This window comes from Arthrobacter alpinus (assembly GCF_001294625.1).
In the GTDB taxonomy this organism is placed as follows: Bacteria; Actinomycetota; Actinomycetes; order Actinomycetales; family Micrococcaceae; genus Specibacter; species Specibacter alpinus_A.
Map to the genome: position 1 here is coordinate 130842 of NZ_CP012677.1, position 24934 is coordinate 155775.

At 58.5% G+C, this 24934-nt stretch carries 16 protein-coding genes; 11 read left to right on the forward strand and 5 right to left on the reverse strand.

The window, feature by feature from the left end; translation table 11 throughout:
- Positions 1-5 precede the first annotated feature (5 nt).
- The 3 genes from treY to AOC05_RS19920 form a co-directional block, all read right to left on the reverse strand.
- Positions 6-2381 (reverse strand): malto-oligosyltrehalose synthase, encoded by a 2376-nt coding sequence (gene treY, locus AOC05_RS00490; RefSeq protein ID WP_062004730.1) that lies wholly within the window; start codon positions 2379-2381, stop codon positions 6-8.
- Entirely contained in the window at positions 2378-4588 is a 2211-nt protein-coding gene (glgX, locus tag AOC05_RS00495) for a glycogen debranching protein GlgX (RefSeq protein WP_062004732.1), read from the reverse strand. Before glgX ends, treY begins: the two co-directional genes overlap by 4 nt.
- A gap of 960 nt (positions 4589-5548) precedes the next feature.
- On the reverse strand, positions 5549-5644 hold the full coding sequence (locus AOC05_RS19920) for an SDR family oxidoreductase (RefSeq protein ID WP_230085452.1): 96 nt from the start codon (positions 5642-5644) through the stop codon (positions 5549-5551).
- Between the two features lie 720 nt (positions 5645-6364).
- Between AOC05_RS19920 and AOC05_RS00500 the strand changes: the two genes are divergently transcribed.
- From AOC05_RS00500 to AOC05_RS00515, 4 genes are all read left to right on the forward strand, one after another.
- Positions 6365-7060: a helix-turn-helix domain-containing protein gene (locus tag AOC05_RS00500; protein ID WP_197277865.1), complete on the forward strand. Its 696-nt coding sequence runs from the start codon at positions 6365-6367 to the stop codon at positions 7058-7060.
- 115 nt (positions 7061-7175) lie between these two features.
- Positions 7176-7847 (forward strand): hypothetical protein, encoded by a 672-nt coding sequence (locus AOC05_RS00505; protein WP_230085454.1) that lies wholly within the window; start codon positions 7176-7178, stop codon positions 7845-7847.
- A gap of 1667 nt (positions 7848-9514) precedes the next feature.
- Positions 9515-11869 carry a sialidase family protein gene (locus tag AOC05_RS00510; RefSeq protein WP_082357645.1) on the forward strand — a complete coding sequence of 785 codons (2355 nt, stop codon included), beginning with the start codon at positions 9515-9517 and terminating at the stop codon, positions 11867-11869.
- Positions 11870-12775 carry a helix-turn-helix transcriptional regulator gene (locus AOC05_RS00515; protein ID WP_062004740.1) on the forward strand — a complete coding sequence of 302 codons (906 nt, stop codon included), beginning with the start codon at positions 11870-11872 and terminating at the stop codon, positions 12773-12775.
- A 39-nt stretch (positions 12776-12814) separates the two neighbouring features.
- On the opposite strand, the gene AOC05_RS00520 is transcribed toward AOC05_RS00515, so the two are convergent.
- Complete coding sequence (locus tag AOC05_RS00520) at positions 12815-13573, reverse strand: FadR/GntR family transcriptional regulator (protein ID WP_062004742.1); 759 nt, start codon at positions 13571-13573, stop codon at positions 12815-12817.
- Between the two features lie 260 nt (positions 13574-13833).
- Between AOC05_RS00520 and AOC05_RS00525 the strand changes: the two genes are divergently transcribed.
- From AOC05_RS00525 to AOC05_RS00555, 7 genes are all read left to right on the forward strand, one after another.
- Positions 13834-15459: an ABC transporter substrate-binding protein gene (locus AOC05_RS00525; RefSeq protein WP_062004744.1), complete on the forward strand. Its 1626-nt coding sequence runs from the start codon at positions 13834-13836 to the stop codon at positions 15457-15459.
- Positions 15460-15553: 94 nt separating this feature from the next.
- Positions 15554-16510, forward strand: a complete 957-nt coding sequence (locus AOC05_RS00530; protein WP_197277866.1) for an ABC transporter permease — start codon at positions 15554-15556, stop codon at positions 16508-16510.
- Complete coding sequence (locus AOC05_RS00535; protein ID WP_062004747.1) at positions 16507-18477, forward strand: dipeptide/oligopeptide/nickel ABC transporter permease/ATP-binding protein; 1971 nt, start codon at positions 16507-16509, stop codon at positions 18475-18477. The genes AOC05_RS00530 and AOC05_RS00535 overlap by 4 nt, the downstream gene beginning before the upstream one ends.
- Positions 18474-19526, forward strand: coding sequence for an oligopeptide/dipeptide ABC transporter ATP-binding protein (locus tag AOC05_RS00540; protein ID WP_062004749.1), 1053 nt, complete (start codon positions 18474-18476; stop codon positions 19524-19526). The genes AOC05_RS00535 and AOC05_RS00540 overlap by 4 nt, the downstream gene beginning before the upstream one ends.
- A 46-nt stretch (positions 19527-19572) precedes the next feature.
- A complete protein-coding gene (locus tag AOC05_RS00545; protein ID WP_062004750.1) occupies positions 19573-20673 on the forward strand; it encodes a Gfo/Idh/MocA family protein in 1101 nt (366 codons plus the stop codon).
- Positions 20674-20675: 2 nt separating this feature from the next.
- A complete protein-coding gene (locus tag AOC05_RS00550) occupies positions 20676-21695 on the forward strand; it encodes a Gfo/Idh/MocA family protein (RefSeq protein ID WP_062004752.1) in 1020 nt (339 codons plus the stop codon).
- The gene (locus tag AOC05_RS00555) at positions 21692-22768 is read left to right on the forward strand and encodes a Gfo/Idh/MocA family protein (RefSeq protein WP_197277867.1); all 1077 of its coding nucleotides are present in this window, start codon (positions 21692-21694) and stop codon (positions 22766-22768) included. The genes AOC05_RS00550 and AOC05_RS00555 overlap by 4 nt, the downstream gene beginning before the upstream one ends.
- On the opposite strand, the gene AOC05_RS00560 is transcribed toward AOC05_RS00555, so the two are convergent.
- Positions 22732-24819 (reverse strand): right-handed parallel beta-helix repeat-containing protein, encoded by a 2088-nt coding sequence (locus AOC05_RS00560; RefSeq protein WP_062004754.1) that lies wholly within the window; start codon positions 24817-24819, stop codon positions 22732-22734. The genes AOC05_RS00555 and AOC05_RS00560 overlap by 37 nt on opposite strands.
- Positions 24820-24934 lie beyond the last annotated feature (115 nt).

Genomic DNA, 24934 nt, shown 5'->3' on the forward strand with positions numbered 1-24934 from the left:
AGGGATTAAACGGGGGTAGCGGCGGGGGCCAGGCCACCTGATAGCGGCTCGAGGTGGCTCTCGGGTTTCAGGAGGGCCACGGGGTGGCTGGAAAGGATGTCTCCTACGGGTACCTCGCCTGCCGTGAAGCTGCGGCCCGTCAGCTCATCAGACATAGTGCTGGCTAGGTGGATGTAAGTCTCTTGCCAGCCACCCATTTGTTTCAGCCCATGGGGAAGCCTGGTTGCCAGTGTCAGTGCACCTTGGCCGTCACCGCCGTCGCGGCTGAAGGCCAGCAGGTGTTTCGCTGCCGGACCTTGGGCATACACGGGGGTGTAGCCGCCAAACAACTGCGGGTAAGTGCGGCGCAGCCGAAGCGCACGCGAGGTCACCAGCAGCTTTGTTTGCTCCCCAGCGGCCGACGCCGGCAACGAGCCTTCGTCCAGCTGCTCTAGCATCCGCTGGCGTGCGCGGAAATCGACGGGCCGGCGGTTGTCCGGGTCCGTGAGGGAACGGTCCCACAGCTCAGTACCCTGATAGACGTCCGGAACGCCGGGCATAGTGAGCTGAACAATTTTTGCGGAGAGAGAATTGGATGCCCCATAGGGCTCCAACAAGGCAACCAGCGTCTCCAGCTCGCGGTGCGCCTGCGGGTTGTCGAAGGCAGCATCAACCACCTCCGCCAACCGCTCCTCGAAGCTCTCCTTCGGGTGTGCCCAATCGGTTGATTTCCCGGCTTCACGGGCTGCCTTTTCAGCGTAAGCGTGAAGCCTGCCGCGGTCCGCCGGCCAGACACCGGCTATGGCCTGCCAGAGCAAATTGGCCAGCGGTCCGTCAGGCAGCGGAGCCAAGTCCTGCATGCGCTGCACAAACTGCCCCCACACAGCCGGCAGTTCCGCCAAAACAGAAATCCTGGCCCGAGTATCCTCGCTGCGTTTGGTGTCATGGGTGCTCAACGTTGTCATAGATAGCGGGATTCGCTCCTGACGGCGGCGCATCCGGGCGTGGAATTCTGCCGGTGGGATGGCGAACTCCGTGGGGTCCGCCCCCACCTCCGTCAAAGTGCCCAAGCGGTTGTGGCGGAAGAAGGCGGTGTCCTCCACCCCTTTGGCCATGACCATACCGGAGGTTTGTTGGAAGCGGCGGCCCAGCTCAGCGCCGTCGTCCGGGCCCACCTCCAGCAGCAGCGGCAAAAGGATCCCCACCGCATCCTGGAGGTCGGGGCGCCTGCGGGCAGCCTCCTCGCACGCCACCTGCAAAATCTGCACACCCTCTGGCAGGTACGTCCGGTAGATGGGGAAGCAGGCGATGATTTCAGAGAGCACATCAGCCCAGTGCTCAACACCCAATCTGGTATTCCCCGGCACCAGCCGGGCCAACCGCAGCATTTCCGAGTGCAATATTCCATCCGTGACCCGCCGCTTGGTGCCGTGGATGGTCTCCTCGTAGTCCGGTATTGGACCGCCGCGCAGCGTGGCACTGACAGCATTGATGCCCGGCTGCCCGGTGTTGTCAATGAAAACCCGGTCTATGTCCGCCAAAGCGTCGTAGCCCGTAGTGCCCTCGCAATCGAAACTTTGGAGAAGATCCTCGCCCGGCTCGAGGATCTTCTCCACCAGCACATACCTGCCGCCAATTCCCTCCCTGAGCCGGTGCAAGTAACCTTCCGGATCAGCCAGACCGTCGGGATGGTCGATGCGCAGCCCATCCACCAGATCCTCATCAAACCAGCGCAAAATCTCCTGGTGGGACTGGGCAAAAATCTCCGGGTCCTCTACACGCAGACCGGCCAGCGAGTTCACGGCGAAGAACCTGCGGTAGTTCAAGTCAAAGTCTGCCCGGCGCCACCCGATCAACTCGTAGTGCTGCCGGTCATGAACCTGGGCCGGCGTCTGGCCCTCCGAGAAAGTGCCCTGTGCTAGCGGGAAGCGGTGCTCGTAATAGCAGAGCTCGCCATCTTTGATCTCAAGGACATCAACATCTTGATCATCTTCAAGAATGGGGATGCGGATCCGTCCCGCTCCGGCCGCCCAGTCGACGTCGAACGCGCTGGCCCACGGCGAGTCCTGCCCCTCTTTCAGGAGGGACCACCACCAGGGGTTCGCCTTGGGTGTTGCTACCCCCATGTGATTGGGCACAATGTCCACCAGCACGCCAAGACCGGCCTCGCGCGCCGCCTGGGAGAGAGCAATCAGCCCCTCCGGACCGCCACGGTCGGCATCAATGGTGGAGGTGTCCGTGACGTCGTACCCGTGTTTTGAGCCCTTCTCCGCCGTCAAAATGGGGGAGAGATACACCCAATCCACACCCAGCAACTTCAGGTAAGGCACGGTGTTGGCCGCATCAACCAAGGTGAAGTCGGCGTTCAGTTGCAGCCGGTACGTAGAAGAGGGCGAACTCATAACACAGCTCCTTCGACTGGGGTGTCACCTTCGGGTTCGTCCGTGGTGTCCGGGGTCATGGCAGCCAAAGACGCTGCGGCGGAGTCGTCAACCAGTTCTTCTGGGCCGGAATAGGCGCGCAGGACCATCGTGGACTTTCCCGCCAATTCAACGGTTACGCCAGCATCGGGCAGCTCTGTATCGGCGCCTCCTGCAGTGTCCACCAGAATCTCCCAGGACGGAGAATATTCTTTAGGGGGAAGTTGGAAGTTCAGGGCTTGGTCATCGGCATTGAACAGAAGCAAAAAGCTCTTGTCAGTGATGCGGCGTCCGCGGCTATCTTTCTCCCTAATACCTTCTCCGTTGTAGAAGACGCCCACGCAGCGGCCAAATCCACTGTCCCAGTCTTCGGGGCGCATATCCGCCCCGTCTGGCCTGATCCAGACGATGTCCGGGAGAGCTTCGCCTTCTCCGCGAACAACCGGCCGTCCGTCGAAGAAGCCGCGGCGCCGGAAAACGGGATGGTCGGAGCGGATCTGGTTCACCTTGGCCGTAAACTCCACCAAGGGCTGGTCCACAGCATCCCAATGCACCCAGCTGAGCTCGGAATCTTGACAGTAGGTGTTGTTGTTACCTTGCTGGGTGCGGCCTAGTTCATCCCCGTGCACAATCATCGGAACGCCTTGAGAGAGCAGGAGCGTGGTGATGATATTGCGTTGCTGGCGTGCACGCAGGGTCAGCACAGCGGGGTCATCTGTGGGGCCTTCAACACCACAGTTCCAGGAGCGGTTGTGCGACTCGCCGTCGTTGTTGTCTTCGCCGTTGGCCTCGTTGTGCTTCTCGTTGTAAGAAACCAGGTCGCGCAGGGTGAATCCGTCGTGGGCCGTGACGAAGTTGATGGAGGCTACGGGACGTCGTCCAGAATTTTCATACAGGTCCGCAGAGCCGGTCAGTCGGGACGCGAACTCGGCGAGTGTTGCCGGTTCTCCACGCCAGAAATCCCGCACCGTGTCCCGATATTTGCCGTTCCATTCTGTCCACTGGGGCGGGAAGTTACCCACTTGGTAACCGCCGGGGCCAACGTCCCAGGGTTCGGCAATGAGTTTCACCTGGGAAATGACCGGATCCTGCTGGATCATTTCAAAGAAGGTGGAAAGCTTGTCTACGTCATAGAATTCACGCGCCAATGTGGACGCTAAATCGAAGCGGAAGCCGTCCACATGCATTTCCAGCACCCAGTAGCGCAAGGAGTCCATGATGAGTTGCAAGGAGTGAGGATGCCGGACGTTTAGCGAGTTGCCTGTTCCGGTATAATCCATGTAGTACTGGGGGTCATCTTCAACTAGACGGTAGTACGCGGCGTTGTCGATGCCCTTGAACGACAGGGTTGGGCCCAAATGGTTGCCTTCTGCGGTGTGGTTGTAGACCACATCGAGAATGACTTCGATCCCCGCTTTGTGAAGATCGCGGACCATGGCCTTGAATTCTTGAACCTGCCCGCCGTGCTCACCGGAGGAACTGTAGGTGTTTTGCGGGGCAAAGAAGCCGATGCTGTTGTATCCCCAATAGTTGCTGAGGCCCTTCTCCACCAACGTCCCATCGTTGACAAACTGATGGACGGGCATAAGCTCGACTGCGGTGATGCCAAGTTTTTTGAAATGGTCCAACATCACCGGATGGGCAACGCCGGCATAGGTGCCGCGCTGCTCCTCGGGTATTTCACTCTGGAGCGCAGTGAGGCCCTTAACGTGGGCTTCGTAAACAACACTCTCGTGGTACGGGATGCGCAGATGCCGGTCCCCATCCCAACTGAAAAACGGGTTGATGACCACGCTGTACATGGCGTGCGGTGCTGAATTTTCTTCCTGCCGCGCGTCCGGATCATCGAACTGGTAGGAAAACAGCGACGGATCCCAGTCAATTTGGCCGTGGATGGATTTTGCATACGGGTCCATTAGTAGCTTATTCGGGTCGAAACGTAGGCCTTGTGCCGGGTCGTACGGTCCATGAACGCGGTAGCCATACTGCTGGCCTGGTTGGACCTCAGGAAGATAGCAGTGCCAGACGTGGCCATCCACTTCCTCCATCTCGATGGCGGTCTCCGTCGAATCATCGGCCAGAAGACACAACATCACTTTCTCGGCGCGCTCGCTGAAGAGTGAAAAGTTGGTGCCCGTTCCATCGAAGGTGGCTCCCAAGGGGTAGGCATTTCCAGGCCAAACTTCCAAGTGTCCTCCAAAGTGAGAGATCAGTGATGTGCAGTTCCGGACCCGAATTCAGATCGTGCAGGTCACAATACCCGATCGACACGGGTAGTTTGTGGGTAGGTGACCACCGCTACTGATGCGTCAAGGGCACTCGAGTGCGCGCGAAAGCTACTTCCCGTACTGCCGGTGAGTAGCGTGCCGCCCCGTTAGCCCAGCGGATACTGGCAAAGGTTCCACTGCGGACTGCGGATTTGGGAGCGCCATACCTAGACCACGTTCAGCGCTGAAGGTACTTGTGGCGCCGAACTGTGGGGATTCACAATTTAAATCACCAGCCACCGGATGGTGAAGAATATGTCACCCCCGGGTGCTGGGAATAATCGCAGACTCTGCCTTCGGAAGGGACCGATGAATGCTTCATCGGAGTCCGTTCATTGGCGCATTGCAGTAGCGCAGCCGATGTGAAATCGACGGGAAAGTTCACCCAGCTCTAGGCCGACCAGACAAGAAGATGTACCCCTGGCAGATGGGAACATCAAATTGCGGTCTATTGAACACTCCGCGTCATAAGTCGCTAAACCGTGGCGTAAGCCGTTACGCTGAGTGGCTTCTCTTATATCCCTAAGAGAACTGACAACGAAGAGAACGGGAGTTTCGCTCATGCGTGGAAGTAACCTTGTCTTGTATAAACTATCGTCGGTATCCTCGTGGCCATCGCCTAGATCATCTGGATCGTTTCAGCTATTTAGGTGAATACCGGCTCGCCACCGGTCAGAGTTTCTGGTCAGTGCTGAAAGAAGCTTCTTCTGAGAGGCTTGGGAAACAGTTTGTCCTTTGTCCTAAGCCTCTCAGTTTTTAATTTCATACTGCTGCAGGTTTGACTGCTTGATTACCACACTTCGAGGCGTCCATTAAAGATTTTGAAACTATTATAGAGATGTTGAAACTCTTATTTGCTGTTTCGCTAGGCGTAGGAAAAGGTCAGTAGAGCTTGTTTGCTCCGCCGTCGGCCATCAAGGTTTGCCCTGTCATGTAGCGTGAATCGTCGGAGAGCAGGAATGCCACAATTGGGCCCATCCATCTCGGAACCACCGAAGTGGCCCAGCGGCACCTTCTTCAACGTGTTCTATTACATTTCCGGGAATGCCTCGCTCCATGCCTGAACCCGGCATTTTCATGATGGTGGTGTTGTGCCTGGGATTCGACATCTCGGGATCTGACCGACTCATTAAATACTCATTAAATTGGGTGACAACTACCGACTCTTCAGTACCATCCATTGTTGCGAGGCTTACGCACCAACAAAGGTCAGGAACGGCTTTTGACAAGTCGAATTGGACGATCGAGACGACAGCGGGTTCATAAGCTTTGATAACTGACGATCGTTTTTTAGTGCTCAACATGCTCTGACTTGCGGTTATAGATTTCGTTGGTGTTTGCGCACAGTTGGAATTCCGATCCTCCAACGCCGGCTGTTTCGGTTCGAATGAAGTGCCTGATCGCGGTGCCGACGTATTTTGAGTGGGTCTGATCGGGTGGATAGCCTGGCCTTGGTGCCACGGGGATGAAAGCTCCGATCTACGTCTCTTGTTCTGAGAGGCGACCACTCTGGGAACGTTTTCTTGATGTGTGGGGGCGTGGAGGAGGCATGCGTTCATACTTCAGTTCTATGGTGCCGCCCATGACTGCGGGACTGCCTCGCTTAGGTATGGGCGTATTAGTAGATCGTTATGCACTAATACATATAGTCATAATGGTTCATGATGGTATACCATTATGACTATGGTTCAATCGTGGATGACTACAGAGGAAGCTGCGGAAGAGCTGGCGGCCACGCGGGCTATGGTCCATAAGCTCTTGAAGAGTGGAGGTCTGCTTGTCGCTGGCCGTGCTGGACGCTCGATCCTCATCGATAGCGCCTCAGTCCAACGGTACAAGAACCGGCGCACCCTGAAGGGGCGAAGTTGGAACGCCGCTACGGCTTGGGCCGCGCTCAACATCATCGAAGGCGGAACCCCCGGCTGGATTGACGCGACGGCCCGGTATCGTATCAAGCAACGCCTCAAAATCATGGATCCCGCCGAACTGGCCGCCGCTGTAGGCACCAAAGACAAAGTCAAGCGCTACCGCATTGCACCTGCTGGCATTTCCCGTGCCGCAGACTACTTCCTGCCTACCGGAACTACTGCCCTGAACGATTCAATGGTTGCGGATCGCTTCGGGCTTGCCGCCGGACGGACGGATGTTCTGGAAGGCTACCTCGACACAGTCAGGGAGACGATGATTGTCAACGGACTGTCTTTGGTGGAGGACCCTGCCGGGAATATCATCATGCACATCGTCGATGACGGATACGCCTTCGAGGGCCCCGGCACCCCCGATGCTGTCATCGCCGTCGACCTCATGGAATCACTGAACTCTAGGGAGAGGGCTGCCGGCGAAAAAATGCTCAAGGACATCCTCACACAGTGGAAAGAAGCCAATGGTGGTTGAACGCGAAATTTGGACTGTTGAGGCACCTGCCGGAGGGTGGACGTCACCTTGGCCGCAATGCATGGAGTTGGCCGCCGCGATCCCTTCCGAACAGTGGACACTGGTCGGAGGACTCATGGTTCAGCTACACGCAACGGCAGCTGGTCTGCCGGTTAGTCGGGCCACCACGGACGTGGACATGGTGTTACACATCGAGACAGAGGCAACCACTGCTCCCAAGATGCAACAAGCCCTCGGGGCCCTGGGTTACGAGATCGAGCAATCGATCGACAAGGACGCACCCGCGCAACGCTTCATTCGGGGCAAGCAGCAGGTCGACGTCATGGTCGCCGACCACACGGCGCCGAGGAACATAACGAAGATGGCCGGCAGAGAGCCGTTCCAGATCGAGGGAGGCACACAGGCTCTCCAACGCACAGTAAACGTGGTGATCACTGGCGATGATGGTGCCGAGACTCGACTGAGCATCCCCAACCTGCATGGCTCCCTCGTTCTCAAAGGTGCCGCCTACATGACGGATTCACGTGATCGAGGCCGGCACTTGGACGACGCAGCCGTGCTGTGCGCATGCATTAAAGACCCCTACGCCATCGTCGAGGAGCGTCATGGCTCTGACAGGAAAAGATTCAAAGCTCTGTTCGCTGCGCTCGAGTCTCCGACGCACCACGGATGGATGCAGCTCGAAGAATCAAACCGACAAGCTGCACAAGACGTACTGCGAATCCTGGCAACCGCCGACAAGCTGCCTGCGCTGCCTCCGATCGGCCGATTGGGAGGCCCGACCTGAGTCAGCCTACGAAGCCATCTAGTCTTGTCGGCCACCTCGTAAAGCTGGCCGCAAATCGTGAACCGTCCCGCGAATCAAGCCACGTTTTAGTGGCGTCGCCGTCACACCTATCCCGACCCGTTGCGATCGAGGGCAGAAAGGTGTTCAAGATCAGAGTCAGGTGTGACGGTCAGCAAAATCCCGCGTCGGTGCGCTGACGATCCGTTCCGTGAAATTTGCGGTTTAACGGCTAGCCGCGAAGAAGCAAGAGTAAAATGAGAAGCACAGCTTCGGTGGCTAATTGGCTATGCTCGTGGTCGTGAACCAGTCTGATGGGAGTTCCCACCACGTCATACAGAACCCATACTTTTGAAGACGCAACGACCACTATTTAGTATCTTGCATTGTTGCAATCGCATCATGTAAGAACAGGCCAAAGCGGTCTATTGGCAACACTGAATGGACTGTCCCTTCGCAAGCGGGGGTCGTCGGTTCGAATCCGACAGGAGGCCCATTGGTGGTCGATAGTTGCTGATAGCCCGCAGTAGTGGGCGTTTTTGGCCACGACGGAACCGTTTTCAGGGGTATGGACCGCATAGAGCGCAAAGGTCGTCGGCCCGAATCTGGCCGAGGCCCTCGGGCATCGGGGAGCCAAGAAGCCCGGATTTACGGGCTTTTTGGACAGTTGCGGGGTGTGTTTTCTGCCCAGCAACATGCGCGTTTAAGCGCCTTGGCTGTCGAATACAACTGTCGTCGGTTCGAAGGGCTGGTTTGGGGTGGGGTGGTGGCGTCTGACCTTCGGTTTTGCTGTGGAAGCCACAGCTCTTTGGCGCACCGTTTCGAACAGACTCATTAAAAACTCATTAAATTGATCGTCAGGTTGCCTCGGTGCATCGAAGGATTCCCTTGCCTTGGCCCGGTTCCGCCGTGGTGGCATTTTGGTTGCCGTGCAATCGGTGTCCCCTGGGATATTGGTGCACGATGTTGCCTAAAATCGGGTGTCGTTGCCTGATTCTGACCAGTTGGCCCGACCCGACCTGTTGCCTGGGTCACGCAAGTTGACAGGCGGGATCCAGTACACGTCTGCCTACCGGCCAAACTGCGAAGCTGCCCCCGCCTTTTGGGTGGCGATCCGGTGCGGGCGCCAGCAGGTAGACGGCACCGCAACGCGGCAGTCATGCTGGCGAGCTGTGCGGGCGGGATCCGGCCCAGATCAACGGCAATCCCAACCTGAACCGAACCGCTCGACCTCACTAGCCCCAACCCTGGAGCAGCCAACGCAGCCTAACCGTCGGGCGGGCAGGTTCAAAGGAACCGACACCTTTCCCTTCCTGGCGTCGCAGCAGGGAATGCCGCTGTGGGCTGTTGAGCGCATCGATCTGAGGCTAATCCTAGGAGTGACCAAGAACTCGTCAGCGTTGGTTCGTTGGCACCATGTCCATGAGATCGGCTGTTGTCGCGGGTCAAGCCGGATCAGGCTGGCGATTCTGGCATCGCTCCGAGCCGGCGCAGTAACTATCAAAGCAACGTCGCACGTGCGGGCGATTGCGTCTCGGGACAGCCGGTCACCCGTGCGCGTTTAGCTTGAATTGTGCTAGTAATGGCCGTCGGTGCCATTGTGGACGGCAAACGCAGCTTTTAGTGTGTCTTGGGTCACTAATTTTCACTGTTGAAAGAATGAGGAATCCATGGACAAACGCATTCGTCTACCAAAGGAAAATAGGAAATCTAGATTTGGGCTTGCTGCCGTTTCTGTGGCTGTCTTATCACTGACCCTGCTCGTTCCGCCCGCGCAAGCTGACCCTGTTGCTGACCAAGCACTATCAGCGACACTCCAAAACGCAGCCTCCTCGGGGTTTCTGAAGGAGTTCCATGGCCAGGATCAAGTCTTTGACGGCACTCGGACTGTGGAAATTGACGCGGCAGGAAAAGGCCGTCTGAAAGCGAATCAGCAGGGCACGATTCTTGTTCGCTTCTACTCGGACAATGCTACAAACCAGGTACTTCTTGCCGGCGGATCAGGAACGTCGGCAAACAGCTATGGTGCAATTCTGGCCAACGGTGTGGGCACGAGCAATCGTGTTCGGGTCGACTTCCCGGCTGGGATGCAGGCGAATCTGGATGGCCCGGCGGTCACTGGTGCTTGGCATACATTTGCCTACAGCGTCGACGCGACGCCAGGGGGAACCACAGCCCGCACGGTCACCAGCATTGATGGCTCGACCACAACACAGTTTCCGAATTTCGCTTCATGGTTCAGCACCAACCCACAGATCAACGCCCTGGACTATCTCACCATTGGCGGCGCTCCCGGAGTACTCGCGAACTCCTCGAATAACGGCCTGTTCAATGGAAAGATTGCATTCGTTGCGTTCGTGCCGACGAAGTATTCACAGGCACAACTTAGTTCCATTACGAGTGGAATGTGGGATGGGACGCAGGTCTTCTATAGGGGTGATGCGACCACCTCGAAGTTCTTCCGAATCCCTTTCCTACTCAACACATCCGCTGGTACGTTGATTGCGGGGACTGACGTCAACAGGGCCACGACAGGCGACTCCGCAGACAATATCGATGCCGCCCTCCGGCGTAAGGCGAACGCTTCATCACAGGCTCCTGCGGCAGGCTGGGACCCCGCGACGGTTCCCTCCGCGTTGCATATGAAGGACTATGCTGACGAACCTGGTTACAAACAGTCCAGCGCTTCGGTGATTGACGGCGCAATTGTTCAGGACACGCTAAATACCCAGCGCATTTTTACACTGACCGACGCGTTCCCCTGGAATGGCGGTGTATTTGAAAAACTAAACGTTCTTGCCGACGGCGGCGTCCAGGGCGGTCGAGCCCGCAGCATGGCCTACGGGGACGGTTTTGCCACGATTGCTGGCAAAAAGTACTTGCTGTTGTCGAGTCAGAACATCAAAGGCAGCGCCGACGGCCTGACAAACAACATCAACAACAACACCGATCGTTCGAAATTTGACTACGTTGCCGACGTCAACGGGCCCAAGGACTCCTCCGGTCGAATCTCCGTTTACAACCTCCAAGGAACGCCGCGGCCCTATTCGTCCACTGCCACGCATGTGTCCGACTCGAATCTGGCCCTCGGAACACTCACCAACTATTCTCTAGACGCCGAATTTGCCCTCTTCAACTCAGGGACGCCCCTGATAGTGCAGCAGAAATCAACGAGCGGTGGCGGACTACAAGTACCGCTGAAGATCTTTTACGAAGCCTCGCCGTTGCAGATGTACAACACGAGCTACATTTTGCAGACCCACTCGGACGACGACGGGCAGAGCTGGGTTTCGGACCAATTGATCTCAGGCATGGTGAAACGGGAAAACTCCAGGTGGTACTTGCTTGGCCCGGGACGATCCATCCAGATTCAGAAAGGGGCCTTCGCCGGCCGGCTCGTCGTTCCGGTCTACTACCAAGGTGGAACGTCGACCGAAGTAATCTTCAGCGATGACAACGGCAAAACCTGGAGCCATGGGGAACCGCTTCCCACGTCACTGGCAAGCCACGAGTCCTCGGTCGTCGAACTCCCCGATGGAAGCCTGCAAATCTACGTCCGCAACACTTCCTCCAGCGGCGGTAAGGTACTGACCTCTGCAAGCGGAAACGGGGGAGCGAGCTGGAGGGCCGTTGGCTCCGCCTTTGGCGACAATTCTGCGGGAATCAATTCCCAGATCTCAACGGTGACACTCCAGGCCCCGGTCGTTTCGCCAACCACCGGCACGGCGCAGCCAGCCTTCCTGATGACAACCGCGATGTCTAGTGCCAGGACCAACGGCGTCGCGAATATCGGCCTCGTTCATGAGGACGGCAACTACGCCGGCGGAGCCAAGAAGTACCGCATCGAGTGGATCAAGCAATATCAACTGACAGGCGCGAACGAGAAGTTCGCATACTCTTCAATGGCCCAGCTAAACAACGGCAAGGTCGGGATTCTTTATGAAGCTGCGCCGACCGGTTCTTGGTCCGATGGACTTCAAGCCATGTATTATAGAGAACTTGAGATCAGCGACCTTCTAAACTAAGTGATTGCCGTCGGGAGGGAATTTGATGCAGGCGCAACGGATGAAAAGTCGGATTCCTTAAACATGGAGGACCGATTGCCGTCAGTTCGCCTGACAGTGCTCCACGCCGAGGCGTATCAATTTCCATCCAGCTGGATGTTCCCTCCGACGGCAATTCCCTATTCAATCGCACGCATTGTTACCGGCGGTACCGGGATCTTCATCGTTGACGGTGAACAGTTCCCGGTACTGCTCGGAGACGTTGCGCTCATCCCCGAGGGCGCCACCCTCGAATGCCGTTCCACATCGGTGAACTTCTCTTTCATCTCAATCAGGTTTACGACCTCCGCAAGCATTGCGGGCCGAGATTTCCTTTCCGAGCACCTTGGCCTGCAGCGCATCACGCCTAATTGTGCTGAGACCGATTTGCTGCACCATTTCCATGAGCTCGAATCGGGGTGGGCTGCCTCGGGGCAGGGCCGAGCATTCCTGCTGGCCGGGCATCTTAACCTGATCATCGCTGCTCTATCCGCTCGCCCAGGTGGCGCCAACTTGCCTGGCAAGGTGAAGAAAAATCTGATTCTTCCGTCTGCCAACGCACTGGATCCTCGAATCGAATCGATCGTGGAACTGTTGGCGGGGAATCCTCGAACTAATCCAAATATCAAGGCGCTGTGTGCACAAGCCCACCTAAGTGAGTCAGCCCTGCGCCGGCTGTTCAAAGGTCAAATGGGAAAAACAATCAGTGAATATCATCGAGATTTACGCATGATGGCTGCCGCCAGAGAGCTCTTCCTGACAAACAGAAAAGTCGGAGAAATCGCCCACGACTTTGGCTACCACGACGCCAACTATTTTGCCCGGTTGTTCCACGGAGTCTTCGGAATCCCACCCACGGCTTACCGAAGACTGACACGTCAGGGGTAGTAGGAAGTGTGCGCGCCGAGCTAGGAGAAGAATGGGAGGTCAGGAACTGCGGTGGGGGAGTCGTGGAACGGCTGCCATCTTCTGAACTTGCCCTCGGAGCGGTTCGTAGCGATCGAGAATTGCGGCTTGATAGCGGCGCCCTCGGGAATGCAGTGCCATCTCGTACATAACCCTGTGAGTCTTGGCGGTTTCAAGGAGTTCTTCTTGGCTGGGAGTGCGAATGGTGTTGGCAACGGTGGAGTGGACTTCCCAGAGCGCCGTTCCCAGCTGTGTGGCGAGTTTGTTTCCCGCGTGGCCCAATAGCTGCTGGTGGAAGCGCTTCTCAGCGGCAACAACTCCCGCTGGGTTGTTGGCTGCCGCATGAGTGTCCATGTCCGCCAGGGTTGCCTCAATGGCGGGGTCGGGAGTCTGCGCCAGACCGGCCATGACATGATCCGTTAGCGCAATATCGAAGGCCTCACGCAAATCGATCAAGTCATCAACGACCTCAAGATCACCTTGGCTGCTCAGGAGCCCCTTGAAAATCAGACTCTCAATAGTGCCAGCGAATGACATTTGACCGACAAATGTCCCGTGCCCGTGCCGGATCTCGATGATATCGAGCGCAGCCAAGGTTCGCAGAGCTTCCCGCACACTGGAACGGCTGGCACCCAAAATTTCAGCGAGATCCGTCTCGCTGGGCAGGGGATCGCCAGGGAGCATGCGCCGGTCCAGTATGTAGCGCTTAAGCCTGTCTGTGAGGCTCTCTCGTTCCGCATGGGGCGCGGCCCATCCACCGATGTCTTCATTAGTGCTCATGTGCCAATCCCTTCTTGATGCCGCCATTGCGTTACGGAGCGACGTTTCAAAGCTACAGCTAAGTACATCACTGTCTGATCTCCTATGGCTAGTCCTCGGACGTACGAGGACCAATGAGCGGCAAAATTACGCAAGTTTCTGGATATTTTCTGAAAATACTTGACTTGAATCACATTGGTCATGAACTATAGGTCCTACAGTGTCAGACATCTGGCAACGAAAAAGTAGTACCAATCACATCACTTACCCGAAGGAGAAGCATGCGTGACACAGTCGAACACCGCGGTCTCGATCGCCGTGCGTTCTTGAAGTACACCGGTTTGATCGGCGCTGCTGGCGCCGTGACAGCAGGGGTGGCCGCCTGCGGCGGTCCCAAGTCCAGCGGATCCGTTGCAGGCAACGCCGCGGCCATGGACCACATCGACGTGGCCATTGGTTACAACAACAACAGCAGCTGGGACCCGCTGAACACGGGCTCAGCCTTTGCCATGGCCGCGCACAACCACATTTACGAAGGGCTGTGGGATGCCGAAGCTGTCACCCGCAATCCGTACGCAGCGCTGGCCAGTGAAATGCCGGCAGATCCGAAGTCATCGGAATGGACCGTCAAGCTGCGCTCCGGCGCAACGTTCCATGACGGCAAGCCGGTGACGGCTGATGATGTGGTGTTCTCCTTCGGGCGCGTTCTGAACACTGACAAGAAGGTTCTGACCAACGCCTTCTTTGCTTCCTGGCTCAACGGCGTCAGCAAAGTGGACGACTCTACGGTGAAGATTTCGATGAAGTTCCCGTTCGCGGCCGCCGTTCAGCGCTTCTCGATCGTCAAGATCATGCCCAAGCATGTATTTGACGCCCAGGATGGAGACTTCCTCAAACAAGGTAAGAACGCCGTTGGTTCTGGCCCCTTCAAGGTCAAGAGCCACCAGGACACCTCGTTCACCGCCTTCGAATCGCACGCCGGATACAACGGCGCCCTCAAGCCGACCTTCAAGTCGATGCAGTGGAATGTTTCCGTCGATGCGGCCGCGCGGGTGGGCTTGCTGACCTCCGGTGTGGCCGGAGTCCAGATTTCGGACAACATCCCGCAGGACAATATTGATCAGCTCAAGGGCAAGGGCCTGAACGTTGAAGGTGTAGACAGCATGAATTTGCTGGGACTGGTCTTTAACACCAACAAGGCCCCATTCAATGACAAGCGCGTGCGCCAGGCTCTGCGGATGGCCATCGATACGCAAAAGCTCATCGACGTCGCCATCGCGGGGCAGGGCACTCCGGCCACGTCATTCCTGCACAAGGCCAGTCCTGAATACTACAAGGCGGCCACCCAGTACGACTACAACCCCGAGAAGGCCAAGCAGCTCCTGGCGCAAGCAGGAGTCAAAGACCTGGCTGTGACGTTGTTGTCCACCAACATCTCCTGGACCAAGGTGGCCGTCAATACCATCAAGGAAGGCTGGGACGCCGTGGGCGTTGCCACCACCTTGGACATCCAAGAAACGGCGGCCTTCAACTCCAAGGTTGCCGCCGGTGAACCCGTTGACGCGCTGACGTTCTCCGGAAACCCTAACCAGTTTGGTGCTGATGCGGATCTGAATATTCGCTGGTTTTACTCGAACTCCAATACGTTCCTCCCCTGGAATAAGTGGGGTGAAACGGCCGAGTTCAAGGCTCTGGATGCTCAGCTCAACGCCGCCATCCAAGCCAGCAACCCGGCCGAGCACAAGGCCAAGACGAATGCTGCCCTGGACACCATCGCCGATGAAGCGGTGATCTACCCGGTGATGCACATGAAATTGTTCACCGCCTGGGATCCGAAGAAGGTCAACGGGGTCAAGGCCTTGGACATCCCAGGAGTGAACCTTCTGAAAGCCACCCGAACGGCGTAGTTGCTCGCGCCACCAGCTGTGCGCCGGGGCCTCGTAGGACAGGCCCCGGCAAGCGACCCCTAACTTCCCGTACTCAAAGGAGCCCGTAGTGGTAATGGTTCTACGACTGCTCGGACGACGTGTCATCTCCTTGGTGCCGCTTGTTCTCGGCATCATCTTGTTCGTCTTCACCGTCATGCAATTTTCCAAAACCGATCCAGCCGTGGCGGTTTTTGCAGACGCACCCGTCTCCGCGGACCAGCTGGAACAGTTCCGGCAGGAACACGGGCTCAATGATCCGTTCTTTATCAAATACTTTGTTTTTGTTGGCCTGGTCATTCAGGGTCAACTGGGTAAGAGCTTGGCAACAGGCGAGAGCGTCGTGAACATGATTTCTACGGCGCTTCCGCTGACACTTCAGCTAACTTTCCTGGGCCTGATCATCGCCCTGAGCGCGGCGTTTATCCTTGGCACCGTTTCGGCCATCTACCGGGATCGGTGGCCGGATCAACTGATCCGCATCATCACACTTCTTGGCGTCGCTGCCCCTTCCTTCTGGATCGCACTCCTGCTCGTGCAGTGGCTGGCAATCGACAACCCCATATTTCCCTCCAGTCGGTACATCAATCCGGGGGACTCCTTCTCCGGTTGGCTGCAGAGCATGACTTTGCCCGCGTTGTCCCTGGCCTTCCCCATCGCGGCACAGATGACCCGCATCATCAGGACCTCCATGGTGGAGGAACTCGACCGGGACTATGTGCGTACTGCACGCGGCGGCGGACTACACCCCGTGGTCGTCGTAGGACGCAATGTCCTGCGTAACGCATTGATCAATCCACTGAATGTGCTCGGACTTCGCGTCGGATATTTGATGGGCGGCGCCGTCGTTATTGAACAGATGTTCAACCTGCCTGGCATGGGCCAAGTCATGATCGAAGGCGTCAAGAACAACGAACCCGCCATTGTCCAAGGCGCAGTCCTGACCATCGCCTTGGGTTTTGTGGTCATAAATCTGATCGTTGACATTCTCTCCATGATCGCCAACCCCAAGCTGAGGAGCCACACAGCATGAGGAAACAACTTGCACAACGCCTTTCACGTCCGGGCTTGAAACTGGGTAGGCTCACCGTCTCCGGCTGGATTGCCGTCGTCGTTCTTGGTTTGGTCATCTTGGGTGCGATCTTTGGCCCCATGATCATCACAGCAGATCCAAACCTGCAGACAATTGCGAGCAACAAGGCCCCTAGCTGGGCGCACCCGCTGGGCCTTGACGGGCAAGGACGGGACCTGCTGGCACGACTCGCGACCGGTGCCCGCTGGTCTCTGGCCATCGGTCTCGGAGCGACTGCCCTGGCCTTGGTCGCCGGTGCCGTGATCGGTTCAATCGCCGCCACGAGCCGCAAGGTGGTCGATGAAGTCATCATGCGGATACTGGACATCATCATGGCGTTTCCAGGCATAGCCCTGGCCGCCGTACTTGTTGCCGTCTTTGGCCGAGACCTGCCGGTGCTCATTGCGGCCATCGGATTCCTGTACACACCCATGGTTGCCCGAATCGTCCGCGCCAATGTCTTGGACCAGTACGGCGAAGACTATGTGGCCGCCCAAAAGATCATCGGGGCCAAAAAGTTCTTCATCGTCACCCGGCATGTGGCCATCAACTGCGCCGCACCGATTCTCGTTTTCTGCACGGTCCTGGTTGCCGACGCCATAGTCTTCGAGGCGTCGTTGTCCTTCATTGGCGCCGGCGTCCAGCAGCCCTACGCCTCATGGGGCAGTGTCATCGCCGAAGGCAAGGAACTACTCATGCTCGGCGGATGGTGGGCCACCACCTTCCCTGGTCTGCTGATCTTCGTCACCGTGGTGTCCCTGAACGTCCTTGCAGAAGGCATCTCCGACGCGCTGGCAGCACCCACGGCCCGAGCCGCCAAAGCTGCCACCACGGCGCACAAAGCAGAACAAGCAGAATTCGACGACGTCCGCTCTGAGACTGGGGTGGTAGATCTGCCGGGCCTTGCCGCCGCGGCCGCCCGCATCAAGACCCGGCTCAAGGATTTCTCAGGCCACGCCCCGGTCCTGCAAGTGAAAGACCTGACCATCTCATTTCCCGACCGACACAACGGCGTCAACGTGGTGAACGGCGTCAGTTTCGACGTTCGCCCCGGGGAAGTCCTGGGATTGATTGGTGAATCCGGTTGCGGAAAATCCTTGACCTCATTGGCCATCATGGGCTTGGAACCCAGGGGCGCAAAGATTGGCGGGTCCATTCTCTTCCTGGGACAAAACCTACTGGAGATGAAGCCCGCCAAACGCCGGGCACAAATGGGACACGGAATCTCGATGATCTACCAAGACGCCCTGTCCTCACTCAACCCGGCCATGACCATTCGCGCCCAACTGGGCCAGTTTGTTCGCCGCGGTGGGAAGCGTAGCTGTGAGGAGCTCCTGGAACTTGTGAATCTGGACCCCAACAGAACCCTCAAGGCCTTCCCCCACGAGCTATCAGGGGGACAGCGCCAACGCGTCCTCATTGCCATGGCACTCTCCAGGGAACCCAAACTGATCGTTGCCGATGAACCCACGACCGCACTGGATGTCACCGTCCAGGCCCAGGTCATGAAACTGCTGTTGCGTCTCAAGGACGAACTCGGGTTTGCCCTGGTGTTGGTTTCCCACGACCTGGCGCTGGTCTCGGACATCGCCGACCGGATTGTAGTCATGTACGGCGGGCAAGTAGCCGAAGCAGGCTCCATCGATGCCGTGATCGGCCAGCCCGCCCACCACTACACCCGCGGCCTGCTCTCAGCGGTGCTGTCCCTGGAAGCGGGGGATGAGAACCTGACACAAATAATGGGCGTCGTACCCTCTCCCGCCGATTTCCCTGCTGGGTGCCGCTTTGCCGACAGGTGCCCGGCGGCAACGGACATCTGCAGAACCGACGAACCACCGGTGCGCCAGACCCAGGAAGACCATATGGTGGCCTGCCACCATCCAGCCGTTGAACTGCCCGAACCAATGAAAGTGAAGGCCCTGGTATGAGTGCAGTGCAAACTGGGGCAGCCACCCTGGCCGGGGACCAAGACCAGCGGAGGCCTGTCCTGGAACTGAAAAATATTCATGTCCGGCACAGCATCAAGGGCCTAAGCCTGTTCGGCAAGGAAACGGTATTTGCCCTGACAGGTGCCAACCTCAGTGTCTCCGCGGGTGAAACTGTGGGGATAGTCGGAGAATCCGGCTGCGGAAAGTCCACACTCGCAAAGGCCATTGTCGGCCTGCAAAAACCGTCCGACGGTGAGATCTACTTCAACGGGGCTTCCCTGTGGGACATGTCGGCAGACCGCCGTCGCACGGAGTTTGGCCGCAACGTCGGCATGATCTTCCAGGACCCGTCGACGGCCCTCAACCGACGCCTGGCCATCCGACGGATCCTGCGCGACCCGCTGGATGTCCATGGGATCGGCGACGGCGCCTCCCGAGACCGCCGCGTGCGGGAGCTGATGAATCTCGTGGGTCTGCCGGAGAGTGCCGCCGACGCATTGCCAACACAGCTTTCGGGCGGGCAACGCCAGAGGGTCGCCATCGGCAGGGCCTTGGCACTGGGACCCTCTCTGCTGGTGGCCGATGAACCCACGTCCGCGCTGGATGTTTCGGTACGGGCCCAAATCTTGAACCTCCTGCTCAAGCTGCAGAAGGAGATGAACCTGGCCATGATCTTCATCTCCCACGACATCCAAACCGTCAGGCGCATGAGCGACCGCATCGCAACGATGTACCTGGGCAGGATTGTCGAGGAAGTTCCTTCAGCACTAACCCCCGAAGGTGTCGCCCACCCCTACACCAAGGCGCTGCTCTCAGCCACGCCCAGCATTCTGGATGAGATCAACCCAATCAGCCTCGAAGGTCCCGTGCCATCGGCCGTTCGACCGCCGTCGGGGTGCCCTTTCCGTACCCGTTGCTGGAAAGCAAGCAGCGAATGTGCCCAGGAGATGCCACCGGTGAGCGTCCTCAGCCAAGAACCGTTGCACACGCTGCGTTGTTTCCACCCTGTGAACAGCGGCGATGCAAGCGCGCCGACCCCATCCATTTAGTTACTGCCCACCACTTTGTACCACCCATATTCCTAAGAGGTTGACCATGCATTTCACTCCCATCCGTGTAGCCGTGCTCGGCTCCGGATTCTTCGGAAACACGCTTGCCATGGCATGCAAGGATCACGACGACTTCGACGTCGTTGCCATCTGCGATCTTGACGCGGCATCCGCGCACGAGCTCGCGGGCAGGGCCGGGGCCCGCGCGATCTCAGATCCTGCAGAGCTGGCCACGGCCACTGACATTGACCTGGTCATGATCGCCACACCCAACCACACCCATGCCACGGCCACCATGGCGTTGCTTCAAGCGGGCAAGAGTGTTTTTGTGGAAAAGCCACTGGCCATCACGGCAGAAGATGCCCTGGCGGTTATGGCCGCCGCAGCACTCAGTGAAGGCCGCCTCCTGGTGGGCCATGTGGAGCGGACCATGCCAGGAATCAAAAGACTGTTCCTTGAGGCGCGGTCCGGGGCACTGGGAACCTTGTTGGAGGGCTATGGGAGCCGCTCCCGGCTGGTCCATGTACCAGAAGGAGCAGAAGACTGGTGGAAGCTCGACCGGAGCCGAAGCGGTGGCGAGCTATTGCATGAGATTCACGAACTTGACTTGTTGACGTGGGTCTTCGGTGAGCCGGTGGAAATCCGCACCACTGCTGGGGCACCGCGACCGGTGGGTACTCGTGTGGAAGACAGTGTGCACAAGACCACCTTGAAGTTCGCCTCGGGCGCCGTCGCCTATCACGAGCTGTCCACCTCCGCCCATGTCCCCGACTGGAAGTTCCGCGTCTCAGGCACCGAGGCTGCCGTAGAGGCAGACCTTAGAACTGCCGTGGTTCGCCGCTTCGTGGACGGCGTGGTGACCGAACAATGGGGCATCTTCGATTCGGAGCGAGCCAACGATTCACTGCGGGAGTCTTCCCAAAAGAAGCAGTCCTACAACGCGGCAGGAGCAGTGGGTCCGTACTGGATGCAGGCGGCCGTGGAAAGCGAGCTGTTGGAAATCCTTGCCGCGATGCGCGGGCAGGACAGTGTCTTGCTGGAGTCCCCGGCAACAGCAGTCCTGGCCGGGGTTGAAGCCATGGCGCAGGCCGAGGCAGCACGGGCCGTGGCCAAGATTGAGTCCAGCCCAGCGCTGGCCGGTGTTTGATCGTGGGGAGCACCGTCGCGATCATCGGTAGCGGCAACATTGCCCGTGACCACCTCACCGCCCTGCGCGCCATACCTGGCGTCGATGTTTCCTACGTTTACGGCTCCAATCTTGAGCGTGCGGCCTCCCTGGCTGCCCTCTACCCGGGAGCGAAAGCCACCACGGACATTGGTCAGATCCTCAAGGATCCTGCCATAACGGCGGTGGACATTGCCAACGCGACCCCGGATCATGCACGGTTCGCCATTGCCGCCGGTGAAGCGGGCAAACACGTCCACGTGGAGAAGCCGGCAGCCCTGAACCTGGCGGACTTGGACGCGATGATAGCGGCCACCGAAGGGCGCGAGCTGAGCCTGATGGTGGGGCAGACAGTCCGCTTCCAACCCTCTATAGCAACCATTGCGGCGTCCTTGCAGGGCGGCGAGATTGGGACTCCACGGCTAGCCCATGTGAGCTGGTATACCGGCTACGTGTGGCCAGGTGGGTGGCGCGGATGGCAACTGGATGCCGCCAAGTCCGGCGGTCACCCCGTGCACAATGGCAGCCATTGCATTGACCTGGCCATCTGGCTGCTGCAACGCACACCTGTCAGGGTTTTTGCCCGCTCCTTTCCCAGCTATGCCGCGAAGATGCCGGTCCATGACAGCTTCCAACTCACAGTGAAATTCGACGACGGCTCCTTGGCTCTGTTGGAGATCTCCTATTCGCTGCGTAAACATGCCGACACGTTGCGCCGGATTGTGGTTGCCGGGTCGGAGGGCACCTTGGCGCACAGCACCGACGACGACCCCGGGCTCACCAGCGACGGAGCACGGCCCGCACCAAGCTCCGTGGAAGGTGCAATGACGGCACAGCTAAGCCACTGGATTGACCTGGTCGAGGGACGCGCCGATCCCATCGTGAAGACAGCTGAAGTCCGGGCCGCGCTTGCCACCGGGCTGGCTGCCCAGCAATCTCTAGATACCGGGCGGGCCATCGAACTTTCCATTCCATCCATCCACGCGAAAGGCGCCATCCTGTGAACGCCACCACTTGGCTGAAACCCAAACTTCGGATCGGCTTCCTTTCCGGAATCCGCCATGCGGTACCGTACGCCGAAATTCTGGCTGACCTCCCCGACGTCGAACTTGTTGGGGTGGCTGAGGAGCCCCAGTCACCCGCGTGGATGAAGGAGGACAGTGCCAAGGCCGCAGCGGCCGTCGGGATCACCTATTTCGATTCTCTCGGGCCCCTGCTTGACGCGAACGCAGTCGACGCGCTCATCGTGTGCAGCGAACCCACTAGGCATGCTGCCCTGGCGGCCCGGGCCTTGGCGGCGGGCCTGCACGTCCTAGTGGACAAGCCCATTGGCACCAGCCGGGCAGACATCGACCAACTGGTCCGAGCGGAGGAGGCTGCGGTTGGCACTCTGAGCGTCATTAACAGGCTGCATTCTCCCGCGGTGCAGCGTCTGCGGCGTTGGATCGATGCGGGCACCATGGGGCTTCCCCTGCACGTGGACGTTGAGTGGTTTGCCAGTGGGGCACACTTCGCGACCTCGGTGGAGCGACCCGAGCTGGTGGTGGATCCTTCGCTGTCAGGGGGAGGGGAGCTGTTGAATTTCCTTTTGTACCCGGTGGACTACATCCGCTTCCTGACAGGGCTGGAAGTGGTGGAAGTTCATTGCGAGGCGTCAACTTTGTTTGGCACGCTGCACGAAGAAAACGGCGTGGAGGATTGTGCCATCGTCTCGCTGCTCCTCCAGAACGGGGTCACGGCCACTGTCACGCTGGGCAGGGTTCCTGCCGCACCGGGCCTAGGCCCGGTCTCGTCGAGCATTAGGATTCTTGGATCGCACGGTAATGCCAGTTCCGACGACGATAAACCTCAGGTCAGCCGGTATGACAGCGCGGGTGGTGTCGCGGCGCTGCCCATCGGCGGTCCCAGTTCCGTAGCGATTTTGCGTATCATGCTGAAGCAGTATGTTCAGGACCTGCAGTCAGGGTCCACGCCGGGGTATGGCATCTCTGACGCTGCGGCAAGTTTGGCCATCATCGAGGCGGCCTATGAGTCCGTGGTTCAAGGACAACCAGTTACCGTCGCATCGTACGGTTGAGTTCGCCGTGCGGGCAGATACCCTGGCGCTGGTGGGAAGAGCCGCCTTTGTGTTTGGCCCAAATTCGCGGGTAGCAGTGGTTTCGCACGTCTCTGGCCAGGGTTAGCGCGATGGTGAACCATCCGCGACCCCAATGTCGGGGTCAAAGCAATCCTCACCCGGCGCCACCAAAAGCGATACAGAATCACCCCGCACTCGCTACCAAAAGCCTCTTCCATACAAAGGTCCGTGGGCAAGTACAGTGCTGTTGCTGTGGGCAGGATAATATGGGCGACCCACCCACGGCTTCGAGTGTTGCGGTGCTGCGGCGGCTCTTTCGCTAGGCCGTTGTAGGCGCCAATATTCGGAGCCCAGGTCGAGTTCACTGGCCAGCTGAAGATGTCGGTTCCTCCGTTGCTAGGAACGATCACTCCCGCACTGATGGCAGGCGATCCAGCACCAAGAGCAAACTGCGGTGAGGCGAACCAGTCGTTTCCGTGATAGCTCGGTTGGATCATCAACGGGTCGGCAACGACGCTGCTAGCGTCCTGGCCGGTGGCGGTCTGGAAGGCGGCGAGAGAGCTGTAGGAGGTGTTGTTGTAGGTGAAAGTGGGAGTCCCCCCACTGGCAAAGTAGCGGTTGTTGTTCAGCGTGGCGTTGTTCGTCGTGGTCGAGATCATGGGGCTTGCTGATCCGCGGTAGATGAGGTTGTTACGGACCTTTACCGTCGCCGGGGCAAGGAAGGGGCTTTGGAGTCTGATGCCCTGCCCGGAGCTGGCCCTGGTCAGGGTGTTGTTGTAGATGTCCAGTGAGGTCACACCCCCGGTGGCATAGGGTTTGCTGACCATAATGTCGGGGGCCGAGGCGTATTTCGTGCCGTTGTTGGACATAATGTTGTAGCGGATCACCGCATCGCTGGGACCGTCGCCGGCGATGACTGAGGCGCCGTAGTTGTGGTTGTCATGAAGAAAGTTGTACTGGATCAAGTTGTTGGTTGTCATTCGGTCGGCGTCTAGGCTTGAACCGTCGTTGCCGGAATATCCCTCCCGGTTGCCCCAGGCATTGTTCCACTGGGCAGTGACGCTGTCGGTTGTGTCCCACCATGCCCCTTCCCCGTTCATGCCGGACGGGTTGGCCGGGCTGGCACCTGATCCCGAGCCGTTGTTGTAAAGCTGGTTGCCACCGATGAGCACGTTCGTGGCACCAAAGACTTGGAGTCCGGTGGCGTCGTTGTCGTGCAGTTTCGAGTATTGGACGCGCACGTTCTGAACCCCTGTTTTAGGTTGCGGGGTGGTGTCTGTTGCCAGATTCATGTGGCAACCGGGGGTGTTTTCACCGTTATATCCGTTGGATGCAGGGTCGTATTCGGCCATGTGGTAATGTCCCAGCTGCACGCCGGCGATGTGGTTGTTGTTCGCTTCGACGTTGTCCAGGAGGATTCCGGAAATTGACGTGGTGGCCTCGCAGGGTTCGATGACGATTCCGCCGGCGCCGACCACCCACTGGTTGAATGCCCCGACCCAGCCGTTGTCGTGGACGTGGACATTGCGGATGGTGATGCCGCTGTAGGCGGTGTTCGGGGTGGTGGCAGTGATGTGGATGTTTTGCCAGTACCCGCCGGTAACTTCCAGGTTCTGGATGGTCCAGTTGTTTTGGTTGGTCAGGCTAATTGCAGCTTCCGGGCCTGTAGGCCCGGTGGGCCCGGCAATGATGGGAGCAGCGCCTGTGCCGTACGCGTCGAGAGTGATGGGCGAGCCCGCAGTACCCGATCCGAGGGGGATCAGAGCTCCAGAGCAGGTAGTTCCTCTTTTGAAGTAGACAGTGTCGCCTGCGGCGAATGTCTGGGAGTTGACGGTGGCGAGGCCGTTCCAAGGAGATGCCTGGGTTCCTGTGCCGCTGGTGGAGCCCGAACAATCGACATAGTGCGTCGAGCTTGACGCCGAGGCAGGGACGGCAGCTCCGAAGGCACTGAGGACCACTGCGGCGGCGACAAATACGCTGATGGACGCACGGCGATGTGGGGGCTTGGCGCTTGGCTGGCGGTTACTTGTGGACGGTGTTTTCGGTGACAAAGCTGCTCCACGTTGAGTTGTCCGTGGTGATTCCCTGCGCATTGCGCGGGCATGGTGCACGATAATCCTGGCGGGATGCTCGCTAGGTGGTGCATCCCGCCGGACTTTTCTGTTA

Coding starts and splice junctions, on each gene's coding strand:
- treY (WP_062004730.1), bottom strand. CDS start 2,381: ATGAGTTCGCCCTCTTCTACGTACCGGCTGCAACTGAACGCCGACTTC.
- AOC05_RS19920 (WP_230085452.1), bottom strand. CDS start 5,644: ATGGGCCCAATTGTGGCATTCCTGCTCTCCGACGATTCACGCTACATG.
- AOC05_RS00500 (WP_197277865.1), top strand. CDS start 6,365: ATGACTACAGAGGAAGCTGCGGAAGAGCTGGCGGCCACGCGGGCTATG.
- AOC05_RS00505 (WP_230085454.1), top strand. CDS start 7,176: ATGGTTCAGCTACACGCAACGGCAGCTGGTCTGCCGGTTAGTCGGGCC.
- AOC05_RS00510 (WP_082357645.1), top strand. CDS start 9,515: ATGGACAAACGCATTCGTCTACCAAAGGAAAATAGGAAATCTAGATTT.
- AOC05_RS00520 (WP_062004742.1), bottom strand. CDS start 13,573: ATGAGCACTAATGAAGACATCGGTGGATGGGCCGCGCCCCATGCGGAA.
- AOC05_RS00525 (WP_062004744.1), top strand. CDS start 13,834: ATGCGTGACACAGTCGAACACCGCGGTCTCGATCGCCGTGCGTTCTTG.
- AOC05_RS00530 (WP_197277866.1), top strand. CDS start 15,554: ATGGTTCTACGACTGCTCGGACGACGTGTCATCTCCTTGGTGCCGCTT.
- AOC05_RS00535 (WP_062004747.1), top strand. CDS start 16,507: ATGAGGAAACAACTTGCACAACGCCTTTCACGTCCGGGCTTGAAACTG.
- AOC05_RS00540 (WP_062004749.1), top strand. CDS start 18,474: ATGAGTGCAGTGCAAACTGGGGCAGCCACCCTGGCCGGGGACCAAGAC.
- AOC05_RS00545 (WP_062004750.1), top strand. CDS start 19,573: ATGCATTTCACTCCCATCCGTGTAGCCGTGCTCGGCTCCGGATTCTTC.